The 13,819-nt window shown below is 39.8% G+C and carries 13 protein-coding genes and 1 pseudogene; 6 read left to right on the top strand and 8 right to left on the bottom strand.

The window, feature by feature from the left end; translation table 11 throughout:
• Positions 1 to 578 precede the first annotated feature (578 nt).
• Positions 579 to 1,022 carry an RNA-binding protein gene (locus H5114_RS18990; protein ID WP_124017703.1) on the top strand — a complete coding sequence of 148 codons (444 nt, stop codon included), beginning with the start codon at positions 579 to 581 and terminating at the stop codon, positions 1,020 to 1,022.
• A 42-nt stretch (positions 1,023 to 1,064) separates the two neighbouring features.
• On the opposite strand, the gene murI is transcribed toward H5114_RS18990, so the two are convergent.
• On the bottom strand, positions 1,065 to 1,844 hold the full coding sequence (gene murI, locus H5114_RS18985) for a glutamate racemase (protein ID WP_124017704.1): 780 nt from the start codon (positions 1,842 to 1,844) through the stop codon (positions 1,065 to 1,067).
• Positions 1,845 to 1,973: 129 nt separating this feature from the next.
• Between murI and trmA the strand changes: the two genes are divergently transcribed.
• Positions 1,974 to 3,071, top strand: coding sequence for a tRNA (uridine(54)-C5)-methyltransferase TrmA (gene trmA, locus H5114_RS18980; protein ID WP_124017705.1), 1,098 nt, complete (start codon positions 1,974 to 1,976; stop codon positions 3,069 to 3,071).
• Between the two features lie 82 nt (positions 3,072 to 3,153).
• On the opposite strand, the gene fabR is transcribed toward trmA, so the two are convergent.
• Positions 3,154 to 3,771 carry an HTH-type transcriptional repressor FabR gene (gene fabR / locus H5114_RS18975; RefSeq protein WP_124017706.1) on the bottom strand — a complete coding sequence of 206 codons (618 nt, stop codon included), beginning with the start codon at positions 3,769 to 3,771 and terminating at the stop codon, positions 3,154 to 3,156.
• Positions 3,772 to 3,927: 156 nt separating this feature from the next.
• Here fabR and H5114_RS18970 point away from each other — a divergent pair, with 156 nt between their 5' ends.
• Complete coding sequence (locus tag H5114_RS18970) at positions 3,928 to 5,037, top strand: fatty acid desaturase (protein ID WP_182723769.1); 1,110 nt, start codon at positions 3,928 to 3,930, stop codon at positions 5,035 to 5,037.
• Positions 5,038 to 5,114: 77 nt separating this feature from the next.
• Here H5114_RS18970 and H5114_RS18965 read toward each other — a convergent pair whose 3' ends face one another.
• Both H5114_RS18965 and H5114_RS18960 read right to left on the bottom strand, forming a co-directional pair.
• Positions 5,115 to 6,971: an MFS transporter gene (locus tag H5114_RS18965; RefSeq protein WP_182723768.1), complete on the bottom strand. Its 1,857-nt coding sequence runs from the start codon at positions 6,969 to 6,971 to the stop codon at positions 5,115 to 5,117.
• Positions 6,962 to 7,573 carry a TetR/AcrR family transcriptional regulator gene (locus H5114_RS18960; RefSeq protein WP_182723767.1) on the bottom strand — a complete coding sequence of 204 codons (612 nt, stop codon included), beginning with the start codon at positions 7,571 to 7,573 and terminating at the stop codon, positions 6,962 to 6,964. The genes H5114_RS18965 and H5114_RS18960 overlap by 10 nt, the downstream gene beginning before the upstream one ends.
• Before the next feature lie 192 nt (positions 7,574 to 7,765).
• Here H5114_RS18960 and selD point away from each other — a divergent pair, with 192 nt between their 5' ends.
• Both selD and mnmH read left to right on the top strand, forming a co-directional pair.
• A complete protein-coding gene (selD, locus tag H5114_RS18955) occupies positions 7,766 to 8,821 on the top strand; it encodes a selenide, water dikinase SelD (protein ID WP_182723766.1) in 1,056 nt (351 codons plus the stop codon).
• On the top strand, positions 8,821 to 9,927 hold the full coding sequence (gene mnmH / locus H5114_RS18950; protein ID WP_182723765.1) for a tRNA 2-selenouridine(34) synthase MnmH: 1,107 nt from the start codon (positions 8,821 to 8,823) through the stop codon (positions 9,925 to 9,927). Before selD ends, mnmH begins: the two co-directional genes overlap by 1 nt.
• A gap of 273 nt (positions 9,928 to 10,200) precedes the next feature.
• Here the strand turns inward: mnmH and cysQ are convergent, their stop codons facing one another.
• Together cysQ and nudE are read right to left on the bottom strand one after the other, a co-directional pair.
• A complete protein-coding gene (gene cysQ, locus H5114_RS18945; RefSeq protein WP_124017712.1) occupies positions 10,201 to 11,010 on the bottom strand; it encodes a 3'(2'),5'-bisphosphate nucleotidase CysQ in 810 nt (269 codons plus the stop codon).
• Positions 11,011 to 11,148: 138 nt separating this feature from the next.
• Positions 11,149 to 11,727 (bottom strand): ADP compounds hydrolase NudE, encoded by a 579-nt coding sequence (gene nudE / locus H5114_RS18940; protein ID WP_124017787.1) that lies wholly within the window; start codon positions 11,725 to 11,727, stop codon positions 11,149 to 11,151.
• Positions 11,728 to 12,097: 370 nt separating this feature from the next.
• Between nudE and H5114_RS18935 the strand changes: the two are divergent.
• A pseudogene (locus H5114_RS18935) lies at positions 12,098 to 12,427 on the top strand (HAD-IA family hydrolase); the annotation flags it as partial.
• Positions 12,428 to 12,570: 143 nt separating this feature from the next.
• Here H5114_RS18935 and H5114_RS18930 read toward each other — a convergent pair.
• Together H5114_RS18930 and H5114_RS18925 are read right to left on the bottom strand one after the other, a co-directional pair.
• Entirely contained in the window at positions 12,571 to 13,332 is a 762-nt protein-coding gene (locus tag H5114_RS18930) for a type II secretion system protein N (protein ID WP_124017717.1), read from the bottom strand.
• Positions 13,333 to 13,341: 9 nt separating this feature from the next.
• A complete protein-coding gene (locus H5114_RS18925; protein WP_182723764.1) occupies positions 13,342 to 13,818 on the bottom strand; it encodes a type II secretion system protein M in 477 nt (158 codons plus the stop codon).
• Position 13,819 lies beyond the last annotated feature (1 nt).

Here is a 13,819-nt window from a genome sequence, read left to right as displayed (position 1 = left end):
ACATTCATCGTTGCATTGAGTTTAAATTTTTTGATTGCCAACATTCCGAAGAACAGAAGACAATTTCGAATAACTCAATACCTGTGAATGTCCACACAGATTACTTGATAAATTGTTAAAGAGCGTGATGTCAATTTTTCATACATCGCCGTAAGACGCTAGGTCGTTGGCTTGGGGTGCGTATTCTACGCAATCCCTTTATGGCGTCAAGTGTTTTTTCAAACTTCTTTTTGCCTGTTATCAACACCACTAGGTGGTTGCTCATAACGCTAACCGGTTTTTGCTTTCGCGGTCTGCCGTGTCAGTGGATGCGCATTATAGGCAGCTTAAGATTTAGTGCAAGCGCTTTTATTAATGAAATCTTTTGAATGCCCAACTTTTATGCAGATTGATTCTTTTTTAACTTTTCCGGTTAAAGAAGCGTCTTTAACTAAATAGCAAAATGGTTATTTTTGATATTAAAGTTACTTTTGAGCTCAATTTTTCAACAGTAGTCTGGTTTATCTGGTAATTTTTAATTAGTATGTAATAGTATTTAACAGTTATTTATCATTTTTATATTCATTAGAGATTATTTTATGCAGAAATCATTCGTGATTGTTTTGATTGCGGCGCTTCTTGGCGCTTTTGTTTTTTTTCAGTTTAACGGTACACCATCTTCGGTTGCGTTTATTGCTGGTGTAGTCGTTGCGACGTTAATTTTCACCTTTATACCTTCTAGCGGTTCAAGCTCGTCTGATGAACCTTATGTTGGTCCTACTATGACACTATATGTAGGTAACTTGCCTTACCGTGTTCATGAAGGAGAAGTAAAGGCATTGTTTGGCGAATACGGACCGGTTAACTCAGTTCGTTTAGTGCGAGACCGTAAAACAGGGCGTCGTAAAGGATTTGGTTTTGTTGAGATGTCTGAATCAGGTGCACAGAAAGCCATGTCGAAATTAAATGACTACAGCTTTCAAGAGCGCACATTAAAGGTAAGAGAAGCTAAATCACAAGAATCTGATTCAGAAAATAGCTAATCGCTATTGAAGCTGATTCTTAGTACTCCTTAAGCACTGTTGTTAGTCGGTTATGGTTACCAGCGAAAAATCACTAAAACCATAATCGACTAATGTTGCTTTAAGCCCTTGGCTAATCTGTTTGGTATAACATGCCTGTAGTTGTTTATTACCATTATGTTCTTTACTCAGTAGAAACCTCACCCGCTTTGCTATCGCCTCTCCAGAATCTAGTAGTGTTACCCCATCACCGAGATAATGACTAATTTCTGCTGCTATCATTGGAAAATGAGTACAGCCCAGTACGAGTACATCAATATTCGATGCAGCAATGGGTGCTAGGATATGATTGAGTTTATCGATATCAATTGGTTGTTGAGCGACATAAAGCTCTGCAAGTAAGACTAAATCTGACGTGCCAAATAATTCAACCTTACAGTTTCCTGCAAATTGATTGATTAACGCTTGAGTATAATCGCGTTTAACCGTACCTGGTGTGGCCAATAAACCAATGTGTTTTTTCTTTGATAACATGGCTGCTGGCTTGATAGCGGGAACAACCCCAACTACTGGTATAGTTAATTGTTGACGTAATAATGGCAATACTAGGGTACTGGCAGTGTTACAGGCAACCACCACAATACTGGCATTAAGACGCTGAGCATGATGGGTGATCAATGCAACACAGCCTGTTATTAACTCTTGCTCTGACAAATTGCCATAAGGTAAACGTGCATTATCGAATAAGTAACAATAATCATGCTGTGGCAGTTGTTTTCTAATTTCATTCAATACCGACAATCCGCCGATACCAGAGTCAAATACTAAAATAGGTCCAGACAATATGGGCTCCCAATATGAATGTGCGCAGCATTAATGTTCATGATATTTTATACTTAGGTGCGTAGCACTAGACATCAGCGTCATTTAGTATAATATTTGCGCCCTTTTTTACAGCCTTTGGTGGACGATATGAATTTAGCTGCAATGGATCCTAAAAACTACGATGCACAATTACAACAAAAGCGCATCAAGCTAGAAAAGACCTTTGCCGATTTCAATCCACCAGCGCTTGAAGTCTTTGCTTCTGAGCCTATGCATTATCGCATGCGTGCTGAGTTTAGAATGTGGCATGATGGTGATGACTTATATTACTACATGTTTGATAAAGCACTGAATGCAAAAGTGCGTTGCGATCAATATTTACCCGCAGGTGTGCTCATTAATGAAATGATGGCAGAGCTGATTGCGGAGTTAATCCCCAATCCAGCGCTACGTTATAAGCTGTTTCAAATTGATTTTTTATCGACCTTGAGTGGCGAAATATTAGTGTCTTTATTGTATCACCGCCAGCTTGATGAAGAATGGCGTGAGCAGGCGACGCTCTTGAAAGCAAAGTTATCGGCTCAATTTAATGTCAATATTATTGGCCGTGCGCGTAAGCAAAAAATCGATTTAGACAAAGATTATGTCACCGAGACGCTAACAATCAATGCTAAGCAATTACATTATAAGCAGATAGAAAATAGCTTTACCCAGCCAAACGCTAAAGTATCGGTAAAAATGTTGGAGTGGGCTATCGATGTCACTCAGAATAGCCAAGGTGATTTACTTGAACTGTATTGTGGCAATGGCAACTTTACCATTGCATTAGCGCAAAACTTTAAGCGTGTATTAGCAACCGAGCTGGCAAAACCTTCGGTTGATGCAGCGCAATATAATATCGATATTAATCAAGTAAATAATGTTCAGATTATACGGATGTCAGCAGAAGACTTTAGTGATGCAATGGCTAAAAAACGTCAGTTTAGACGCTTAGAAGGTATCGATTTAGACAGTTACGATTGCAATACGATTTTTGTCGACCCACCACGTGCAGGAATTGATCCTGAAACATTGAAGCTGATCCAAGGTTATGAGCGGATTTTATATATCTCTTGTAACCCAGAAACACTCAATGACAATTTACAGACCTTAAGCCAAACCCACAAAATTTCTCGCTTCGCGTTATTTGACCAATTTCCTTATACCGACCATATGGAGTCGGGAGTATTGTTAGAACGCAAGTAACGCAAATTAACCAAACAGGGCGCTAATGATTAGCGCCCTGTTTGTTTCTGATGTGCTTAGAGTGAGTTTATATCGTAATCGTTTATGCTCGGTTATCCATTTTATGCTGCAAAGCTTCAGCACCAGTAGCAACCATACGCAGTTGTAACACTAATTGGTCAGCCAAAGCTCTTCGCTCGCTGCGTTTTGAATCTAACGCTGATGCTCCAGCATTAAAGACTAAAATAACTAAAGATTCAGCTTGAGCACGCGCAAGTAAAGGTGTGCGCTTAGCTTGTGCTTCAGTGTAATGAGCAAGCTCAGAAATAAAATGTTCAATTTCACGTTCAACTGCAGCTCTAAATGCAGCAGAGGTGCCAGAACGTTCATGTAACAATATTCGAAACACGTTTGGATTTGATTCCAATACTTCCATAAAAGTGTCAACAGAAATACGGATTACACTGCCACCAGCCTCAGCACGTTGACGACCTTTTCGCATCATTTGCCGTAAGGTTAATCCACCTTCATCAACCATGGTTAAGCCAAGTTCGTTCATATCTTTAAAATGACGATAGAATGATGTGGGGGCAATACCAGCTTCTCGCGCAACTTCACGTAAGCTTAAGCTGGAAAAACTTCGCTCAGCACTAAGTTGATTAAATGCTGCATCTACTAATGCACGGCGGGTTTTTTCCTTTTGTTGCGCTCTTACACCCATTTACTAATCCATTCAGTCAATATTAATTCAACGATAATACCGTTTTTAAAACAGAAACACAGCCCTGTTAAGCTTGACCATGACTAGCCGCCCAAGTTAAATTAGCGTACAATTGTACGCTCAACTTATTTAAACCTATTATTGGAACCCTATTAAATGAAAAAACCTCCAATCATTTGGCTTAATACCTTGTTATTTGCCATTACTTTCATCGGCGCTGCGGTATTAATCCCTTGGCGTGGTTTTACCCATGGCTTTGATGGCATTGAATGGATTGCATTTGTTGTTTTCGCTTACGCAAGTGGTCTATCGATTACTGCGGGTTACCACAGATTATGGTCACATAAAGCTTATAAAGCTCACCCATCCGTGCGATTTTTATATGCATTAGGTGGAGCATTAGCATTACAGAACAGCGCACTACATTGGTGTAGTGATCATCGTATTCATCATAAACATGTTGATAATAATGATAAAGACCCATACTCCGCTAAAATGGGATTCTGGTACAGCCACATAGGCTGGATGCTGCGCGAATACCAAGCCAGCCGTTACAGTGACTACAACAACGTACGTGATTTACAAAATGACCCTATCGTTATGTGGCAACACAAGCACTATTTAGCCTTAGTGATTTTAATGAATATTGTTTTACCTGCATTTATCGGCTGGTTGAATGGCGATATTTTATCAATGGTACTCATGGCAGGCTTATTGCGTCTGGTGGTAGTACATCACTGTACCTTCTTTATCAACTCATTGGCTCATATCTGGGGTAAACAACCATACACAGATAAAAATTCCGCTAAAGATAATGCTTTTCTAGCATTGCTGACATATGGCGAGGGCTATCACAACTTCCATCACATTTTTGAAAATGATTATCGTAATGGCATTAAGTGGTGGGACTATGATCCAACCAAATGGCTCATCAAACTAATGAGTTGGTTTGGTTTAGCAACCGATTTACGTAAAGTGTCGCAAGAGCGTATTGAAAGTGCACGTTTGCAAATGCAGTTGTTACAAGCACAAAATAAGGTCGCTCACTTACCAAACTGCGATGAAATTATAGAAAGTTTTCAAGCAGAGTATGAGCTGATGAAGCAACACTTAGTTGACTATTATCAAGCTAAAAAGAGCTTGTTAGAGGCGAAACGCAAGCAACTTACAGATCACAATCTGAAACAACAAGTACAATTATTGCGTAACCAATTTCTTGAACAACAACGTAATTGGAAAAGCCTAACAGCTGCTTATACGTCGTAAGTTTTTAACAATATACAAAAGGTCACGCATATGCGTGACCTTTTTTGTTTTGAGCAACTAAAATCGAACATAGTGTGTTAATTAAATTGCTGTGTCACCTGCTGTTGCAACACTTTACAATTGGTGAGACTGCCATCAACGGAAGGCGCAATACTTACCGAGACTTTAGACCAAAAACGTTTAGGTAAAGTAGTAAGCGCATGCCCGCCTTTATGGCTAAAATAAGATCCCCACAATCCAGTTAATGCTAACGGTATAACAGTAACGGGATCACGTTGTAATATTTTGTCTATACCAGGTCTAAACTCACCTATATCTCCATCTGGGGTTAACCTGCCCTCAGGGAAAATACACACCAACTCATCATTAGCCAGTGCTTGGTGTATCTGTTCAAACGCATTAAGGTATGTCGCTTCACACTTCTTAGGTGAACAAATCGGGATCACGCCTGCATGTCTAAAGACATACTTTAATAATGGGATCTCGCTAATCGACTTATCCATCACAAACCGGATTGGCCTTGTGGATGCGCCCATAATAATAAGAGCATCAACATAACTCACATGATTACTGACAATAATGCCAGCCCCCTGCAATGGAATATGCTCTCGCCCAGACACTCTCACCCGGTACATCACATGACTGAGTAAGTAACTAATAAAACGTTGGGTAAACTCAGGTACTTGTGAATACACATATAGCAGCACAATAAGGTTTAGTGCACCTATGAGTGTAAACAACTCAGGTATGCTCCAATTGAACACACTTAATAGCACCATAGATAATATGGCAGACCCCACCATAAAAAATGCATTGATAATATTATTTGCCGCAATCGCCTGAGCACATTCTTGCTTCTCTGCACGAGTTTGTATAAAAGCATACAAGGGCACAATAAACAAACCACCACTTAAACCAACCAGAAATAAATCAATCATCAACCGATAATGTTGGGCGTTAGCAATGAAGGCTTCAAAACTGTACACAAACCCCAATTCAACCGATGCAGTTGGAATGGCGCTAATCATATCAAAACTGAACACGCTCAGGCCCAAAACCCCAAACGGTAATAGTCCCAGCTCAACATGGCCAAAAGAGAAACGTTCACACACGAATGAACCAACGGCAATACCAATAGAAAAAAGCGCTAATAACAATGACACTACCGTGACATCTGCATGTAAATGCAATTTGGCAAAATTAGGAAACTGAGTCAGATAAGTCGCACCCAAAAACCAAAACCAACTAATGGCTAAAATGGCCATCCAAATTGAAGTGGTTTCACGAGCTTTATTGATGCAGCGCCACGTACCAGAAAACAGAGAGAAATTATTAGGGTTAAGCTCCCCTTGCGCGGGCAATGAAGGTATAGCACGACTAGCAAGATAACCTGCAACGGCTAATACGGTTACCGTTATGGCGGCCCAAACTAAACCATTTTCGTTTGACACTACGAGGCCGGCGCTTAACGTCCCAATGAGAATCGATAAGAAGGTACCCATTTCAACTAACGCATTACCTTTTACCAACTCTTGTTCACTAAGTGCTTGTGGTAGTAATGAATACTTTACTGGGCCAAAGTACGCCGACTGACTGCCAGTTAAAAACAGGAGTACTAACATAATCATGTAACTTTGGGTCACGATCGCAATCGCGGCGGTAGACATGATGATTAACTCTAACAGCTTTAATCGTCTTATCAGCTTTGCTTTATCCATATTATCGGCCACGATACCGGCATGGGCTGAAAACAGAAAAAACGGTAAAATAAATACCCCTGCCGCTAAGTTAACAAATAAATTAACATCAATTGGTAATGCACTTAATTGGCTGTAGGTCACCAATAACAGCAACACATTCTTATAAAAGTTATCATTTAACGCACCTAAACATAAGGTGGCAAAATAAGGGAAAAATCGTTTCGTTAGTAACATGTAAATTCCTTTTTAATGCTCATTCCTGCGATATAACTCTGTACATGACTGATGAGCATGTCCTGTAAACACGATTGCTCCTCAAATAATTTACCATCTAGTGCTAAAGATGTTAACCCATGAATAGCGCCCCACAATACTCTGCTCATCATTTCAATTTTTTGGCTGTCGGCCTCTGGAAAGTATTGTAATAATTGTGATTCAACTAGACCAAACAATGACTTTATTAAGCTTAAATGCGCAATTGGTAAAGGCTGATCATCGGGCATACTTAACTCAAATACTAAACGAAAACAACGCCGATTCTGCAAGGCAAACTCACTATAAATTGTCGCCATCTGCTGAATATTCAACAGTGGATTATCATTCATCTCCAACGATAACTTGTTGGCCAGCTGCGCTAATGTCTGCTCTGACACCGCTAATAATAGATAATGATAACTACCAAATATATTAATCAGTGTACTTGGTACATAGCCTATTAGACTGGCCACCTTCCTTAAACTCAACGTTTCAATATTGTCATGCTGCAGATGCATTACGACGGCTTCAATAGCCATAGTCTTTATTTGCTCATGAGTATGTTCTTTACGTCTTGCCAAAGTAATCACCTAACATCAGTTATCTTGATTGGAAGGTAAGTTAACAGCAAACAAAATAAAAAACAACGTTCACAATAATATTTTTATCCATTTTAAATGGTCGACTAAATTTGATAAACGGCTAAAAAACAAGATATTTGGGCCAATAGTGATTATAATTACCGCTCAATACGCCATCAAAGATCAACCAATATGTCTCAGCAAGCAATTAAACTTACCGAATATAGCCATGGCGCAGGCTGCGGCTGTAAGATTTCTCCTAAAGTGTTAAGTACCATTCTTGCATCACAACTCCCCGTCTTTACTGATTCTAATTTATTAGTTGGTAATCAAACTCGTGACGATGCTGCCGTTTATAAGCTTAACGAACAAACTGGCATTATCAGTACTACAGACTTCTTTATGCCTATTGTGGATGATCCGTTTACCTTTGGTCGAATTGCAGCCACTAATGCCATAAGCGACATATACGCTATGGGTGGTACTCCGATTATGGCAATTGCCATTTTAGGTTGGCCTATTAATATATTACCCGCAGAAATTGCCCAACAAGTTGTTGATGGTGGACGCCAAGCCTGTGCAGATGCAGGTATTATGCTGGCTGGCGGTCACAGTATTGATTCTCCAGAGCCGATTTTTGGTTTAGCTGTAACAGGACAAATTCCGCTTGAGCGAGTAAAGCAAAATAATACTGCTAAAGCAGGCGATCGTTTGTACCTCACTAAACCCATTGGTATTGGCATTCTGACTACCGCACAAAAACAGAAAAAACTTCGAGAGGAAGACAGTCAAATTGCACCTGATGCTATGTGTCAGCTCAATATGATAGGGGTTGATATCGCTAAAATAGATGGTGTTAACGCGCTAACTGACGTAACAGGATTTGGACTTGCTGGCCACTTGATTGAAGTCTGCCAAGGCGCACAACTTAAAGCTAACTTAGTGTTATCCAAAGTCCCTCTTCTTGCTAAAGTCAGTGACTACCTTGCATTAGGTTGTATACCAGGCGGGACCCATCGTAATTTTGACAGTTACAGTGAGTATTTACCGCCCTTAACTGATCATCAAAAAGCCATTATCTGCGATCCACAGACTAGTGGCGGGTTATTAGTTAGTGTCAGTGCAGAGGCTGAACATGAACTGACACAATTATTAGAAACCAATGGCATTGAAGCGATTTGTATCGGCATGCTCAATACCTATGAACCTCATACTAGCGGACACAATATCCTTGTGGAATTAAGCTAATGAGCATGGTCATCCCCAGCTCAGAATATGGCAGACTTTTATTAGAAAATCGTTCATTAATCGACGTACGTGCACCCATTGAATTTACTAAAGGAGCCTTTAGTCACTCGATTAATTTACCATTAATGCAAGATAGTGAGCGCGAAAAAGTCGGTACTTGCTATAAAAAGCATGGCCAAGATGCTGCTATCGCATTAGGTCATGAGTTGGTAAAAGGTAATGTTAAGCAACAGCGTATAGATGCTTGGCTCACTCAGTTGACACAACATCCGGACAGTTATTTATATTGTTTTCGTGGTGGCTTACGCTCAAAATTATCCCAGCAATGGATTAAAGAATCTGGCATGCATATCCCTTATATTGAAGGGGGTTATAAAGCCATGCGTACTTTTTTAATTAATACTATTGAGCAAGCACCCAGTCACTCTAAAGTACTTATCTTGAGCGGCATAACCGGCAGTGGTAAAACGGAAGTGATTAATCAACGAGATGAGTCGGTCGATCTTGAAGGTATTGCTAATCATAGAGGATCGAGCTTTGGTAAGAATATCGACCCTCAACCCAGCCAAATTAACTTTGAAAATACCTTAGCAGTGGCACTACTCTCGCATCAACAACAGCATCATCGTCATTTATTATTAGAAGATGAAAGTATTCTGATTGGTCGCTCTGCACTACCACACAGTTTTTACCATGCCATGCAACAAGCTGATATTATTTTGCTTGATGAGCCATTAGACGCACGTTTGCCGCGTTTACTCCACGACTATGTAGAAAGTAAACTCGCTGATTACGTATCTCTTTTAGGTGAACAAGCTGGTTTCGATGCATTTAAAGCTTATTTGACTCGAAGCTTATTAGGGATCCGTAAACGTTTAGGTGGTAAACAACATCAAGAATTACAGATCTTGGTTGACGATGCACTTAATATGCAACAAAACCAAAATGATACCTGTAAACATTTAGACTGGATAAGCCTGTTACTCGATATTTATTATGATCCTATGTATCTGTATCAACTTGAAAAGAAACGCGACAGAGTTATCTTTCAAGGCGACAGACAAGCGATACATCAATGGTTAGATAGTCATCAATCAACCATTTAAACAAAATGCCCTCAAATGAGGGCATTTTTGTGTGTATCTGAGCGGGTATAATTAAATCTAGTCACAGTAGTGGCAAGCTCACTGGTATTAACGGATAAAACCTCACACTGCCATCAGTGTTTACACCATATGGTCGCATTTTATGGTTTCGGATGACTATCGTTGCATGTCGTTACTGATATCGTTGCTAAGTATGTTATTAATAAACTAACACCTGTTCGAAAAAACAACACATCCAAAGAACCAATCAACACCCATTAAAAAACATATAAATTAATTAGTTAACAATATATCCCACGGAAGATTAGCGCTACCTACTACGATAAAGTTTGGATTTTCAAGTGTTTCACGTTCATTATAGGTCAAAGGCTGTAAATTAATATCAATCAAGGCTCCACCCGCTTCTTCAATAATAATCTGCGCAGCACCAGTATCCCACTCACCTGTCGGCCCTAAACGGACATAGCAATCGGCACGCCCTTCTGCGACTAGACAACTTTTCAATGCTGCACCACCCATTACCACTAACTCACAACGATTAGGTTTGTTAAGTAGCTTTAATACCGATTGCGGATCTTGGCGACGACTGACCGCCAAACGTAAATTCTCAGGTTCATCACCGGTTAATTGTTTACTGGTAATACGGATCTCATTTTTACCATCTCGCTTATAAGCACCTAAGCCCGCAATAGCGTAATAGCACACTTTAGTCATCGGCACATAGACCACTCCCATGATAGGTCGGTTATGTTCCACCAAAGCAATAATGACAGAAAAATCACCACTTCCAGCAATAAATTCGCCAGTGCCATCTAATGGATCAACTAACCAATAGCGCTTCCACGTTTCGCGGACACTCAAAGGAATATCAGCGGCTTCTTCACTTAGGATGGGGATATCAGGCGTTAGCTCAGCTAACTTACGACAAATAAGATCGTGGGCAGCTAAATCTGCAGACGTTACAGGGGTATTGTCTGACTTAGTTTCGCGTTTAAAGTTACCTTTGAGATAAATTTCGCGAATCGTTTGCCCAGCTTCCGTTGCAATGTCTATGACTTGCTCGATTACATCTTCTGGCTTCATTACTACTCCAATTGCTGGATTCGATAAGGATGACCTGACAAGGACACCTATAAACAAGGCTATCGCCTACTGTATGTATGGTTATATGCAGAATTAATACACCAAATGAATTGACTCATTAGTTAGCAAAATTCACCCTCAACTATTTTCATCGGTAAGGTTATGCATTGATATATTCAAATATTGCTGAGTTAAAAAAAGTGCGCTCACACTGCGAGACTCTGAAAAGTCGACATTATCGAGTAATAGCTGCCAATCAGATAGTGGCCAAGGGATCACGTCAATCGGTTCAGGTTCATCACCTTCTAAACGACTAGGATACAATTTTTCAGCAACAAAAATATGCATTTTGCTGGAAAAGTAGCCTGGCGCAAGCGATAGCTCTTTTAGATGGGTTAATTGATAACTGCCAAAACCAATTTCTTCTTGAAGCTCACGATTGGCGGCTTCAACTGCCGTTTCACCGGGATCGATCAACCCTTTAGGAAAGCCTAGTTCATAATTATCAGTGCCGGCGGCATATTCGCTAGCTAATAATAAATTACCTTGATGAATAGGCACAATCATCACAGCACCTCTGCTACCCCCTTTCATTCTTTCATATTGACGTTCTACGCCATTAGAAAACTTAAGGTGTACCTGCTCAATTTGAAACAGTCGGCTTTTGGCAACAATTTCGGTATGCAGGATTTCCGGCTTTTTATGCCGCTGTGTCATTGAAGCCTCGTCAAATGATGTCGTTTTCACAAGCTTCAATCTTATACCAAACACAAAAATAATGTGACCTGTTTTTATCGGCAGAAAATATCTTAAACAGCGATAAATGGTGATGATATAAGCTGATAACGACTCAAAACAGAGAGAGAATAAAGACATAAAAAATATCCTCTTATCTAAGCATTAGAAATAACATGCTGATAAGAGGATATAAAAACCACTAAAAATTAAAACTGATAGCGAAGATTGAATTGATAGCTCAATATATCGTTAGGTGCCAAAGTGATATAATCCATCCCTAAACCTGCAGACCAGTTGCGAGTAAATTGATAATCTAAATGCATACCTGTGTACCAATCTGTGCTGTCAAACTAATGCACACCCGCAAAGTTTAGCGCTTAAGTTAATCCATACCAACTTAGACCAAGGTTTAGACCTGATGCTGTCTAGCCATGAAAGCGGTTATCCCAAAGAACATCCGCAATTTTGGCAATATGCATTTGATAAATTTAACTTAAATCCATCACGGTGTTTATTTATTGATGACAGCGAAGTGATTTTAGCAGCATCGAAAAAAGCAGGCGTGGGTTATCAACTCGGAATTAGCAATCCAGACAGCCAGAAACCTCATATTGATTTTACCGACTTTCCTGCGATTACTGATTACCAATTATTATCATCGGCACTTTTATTGCTATAGCCCGCAATAACATTGAATCATCATATAAAAGCTGAGTTCTCTCAAAGTCGGTTTATAAACCAAATGTATAGATGACTTATCATTGATATAAAAAAACGCCTTGATAGTGATATCAAGGCGTGAGTTTTTCATTACTCAAAACATTACAAACCAGGCACAACACCTTGATAGTTTATAGGATAATATCCTTGGCTATCTTGTCGGCCCAAGAATGATAACGCTTCACGTAAATCTTTAGGTTGGGCATCTGTCGGTTTAATTTTAGCACTGACTTTAACCAAGTTTGACTCGCCTAAAATAGCGCTCCCAGTTAAGCCTAATACGTTTTGGGTTTCATCTGTGGCTATTTTTAATTGGCCATCAAGACAACTCAATCCTAATGAGATGTTACCCAAAGGGTAAACACCATATTGATTTTTAACGTTGGTGTTATTTAAAAATAATTTACCGCTTAATTGCTCACACCATGGCTTACCTTGCTCTAAGATTTCAACCATTAAACTTACATCGCCATCAATTTGGGTTTTAAATGGTAAACGAGCGCCTGCGAGTAAAAAACTATCCGGCAGGTCAAAACGAATATTGTTTGCTCTCAGTCCAGAAAATGACCAACTAATACTGCCTTTACCGCTCACTGGCGTAGCACGATTGCCGATTTTAAAATCAATATCAGCTTTACCAACTAATAATCCCCAAGGACTTAATTGCCAACTGACTTGCTCTATCTGGCGCTGGTCGATGGTAACTAAAGACGCTTGCCCTTGCCAAAGAGTACCTTCTGCACCACTGATGGCAACATTATTGGGTAACGGAGCAATACTGACTAACCAGTTTGCTGGTAAATAAACCAATAAAAACACTAGGTAAATAATGACGCCAATGACTATTTTTGAAAATAAACTCACAAAGAACCCTTACTGAGAAAGCTGAATACGTCTTACTTTTACAAAGCCAGCAACGTCTGATTCCGTTAAATCAACACTGTCTAACGTTAACCCTTTTTGCTCGACTAAGTCATGTAAGTAACCCAGTAGCGCATCAAATGGTACATCATCCATCCATAGCTGGATCTTATCGCCTTGCGGCTGCATACGCGTGATCTCTAATTTATATAAGCCAGCGGTTTGATTAACAATGGAACTTAAACTTCCGCGAACTTTCGCTTGTGCACCCGCTTGTTTCAGACCAGCAATTTTATTGGCCGTTTGTTTTACATAATTTAACGTTTGTTGAGCAGCGCTATTATAGCGCTCTGCTGTTTCTTGGGCATTGGAAATCGGTGTCCAAATGCCCCAATAAAAAATACCGACCACTAGTATTGCGGCACAAAAACCAACCAGCTGCTGCTCTCTAATGGCTAAACTTTGCCACCAACTACGCATATTTTCCATG

Source organism: Shewanella sp. SR43-8 (assembly GCF_014163775.1).
GTDB lineage: Bacteria > Pseudomonadota > Gammaproteobacteria > Enterobacterales > Shewanellaceae > Shewanella > Shewanella vesiculosa.
Note: the sequence above shows the minus strand (reverse complement) of the source record. Positions and strands in the feature narration are given on the sequence as shown.

What these genes read in the sequence shown, in the direction of transcription:
- H5114_RS18990 (WP_124017703.1), top strand. Translation starts at nt 579, where the DNA reads ATGCAGAAATCATTCGTGATTGTTTTGATTGCGGCGCTTCTTGGCGCT.
- trmA (WP_124017705.1), top strand. Translation starts at nt 1,974, where the DNA reads ATGAATTTAGCTGCAATGGATCCTAAAAACTACGATGCACAATTACAA.
- fabR (WP_124017706.1), bottom strand. Translation starts at nt 3,771, where the DNA reads ATGGGTGTAAGAGCGCAACAAAAGGAAAAAACCCGCCGTGCATTAGTA.
- H5114_RS18970 (WP_182723769.1), top strand. Translation starts at nt 3,928, where the DNA reads ATGAAAAAACCTCCAATCATTTGGCTTAATACCTTGTTATTTGCCATT.
- H5114_RS18965 (WP_182723768.1), bottom strand. Translation starts at nt 6,971, where the DNA reads ATGTTACTAACGAAACGATTTTTCCCTTATTTTGCCACCTTATGTTTA.
- selD (WP_182723766.1), top strand. Translation starts at nt 7,766, where the DNA reads ATGTCTCAGCAAGCAATTAAACTTACCGAATATAGCCATGGCGCAGGC.
- mnmH (WP_182723765.1), top strand. Translation starts at nt 8,821, where the DNA reads ATGAGCATGGTCATCCCCAGCTCAGAATATGGCAGACTTTTATTAGAA.
- cysQ (WP_124017712.1), bottom strand. Translation starts at nt 11,010, where the DNA reads ATGAAGCCAGAAGATGTAATCGAGCAAGTCATAGACATTGCAACGGAA.
- nudE (WP_124017787.1), bottom strand. Translation starts at nt 11,727, where the DNA reads ATGACACAGCGGCATAAAAAGCCGGAAATCCTGCATACCGAAATTGTT.
- H5114_RS18925 (WP_182723764.1), bottom strand. Translation starts at nt 13,818, where the DNA reads ATGGAAAATATGCGTAGTTGGTGGCAAAGTTTAGCCATTAGAGAGCAG.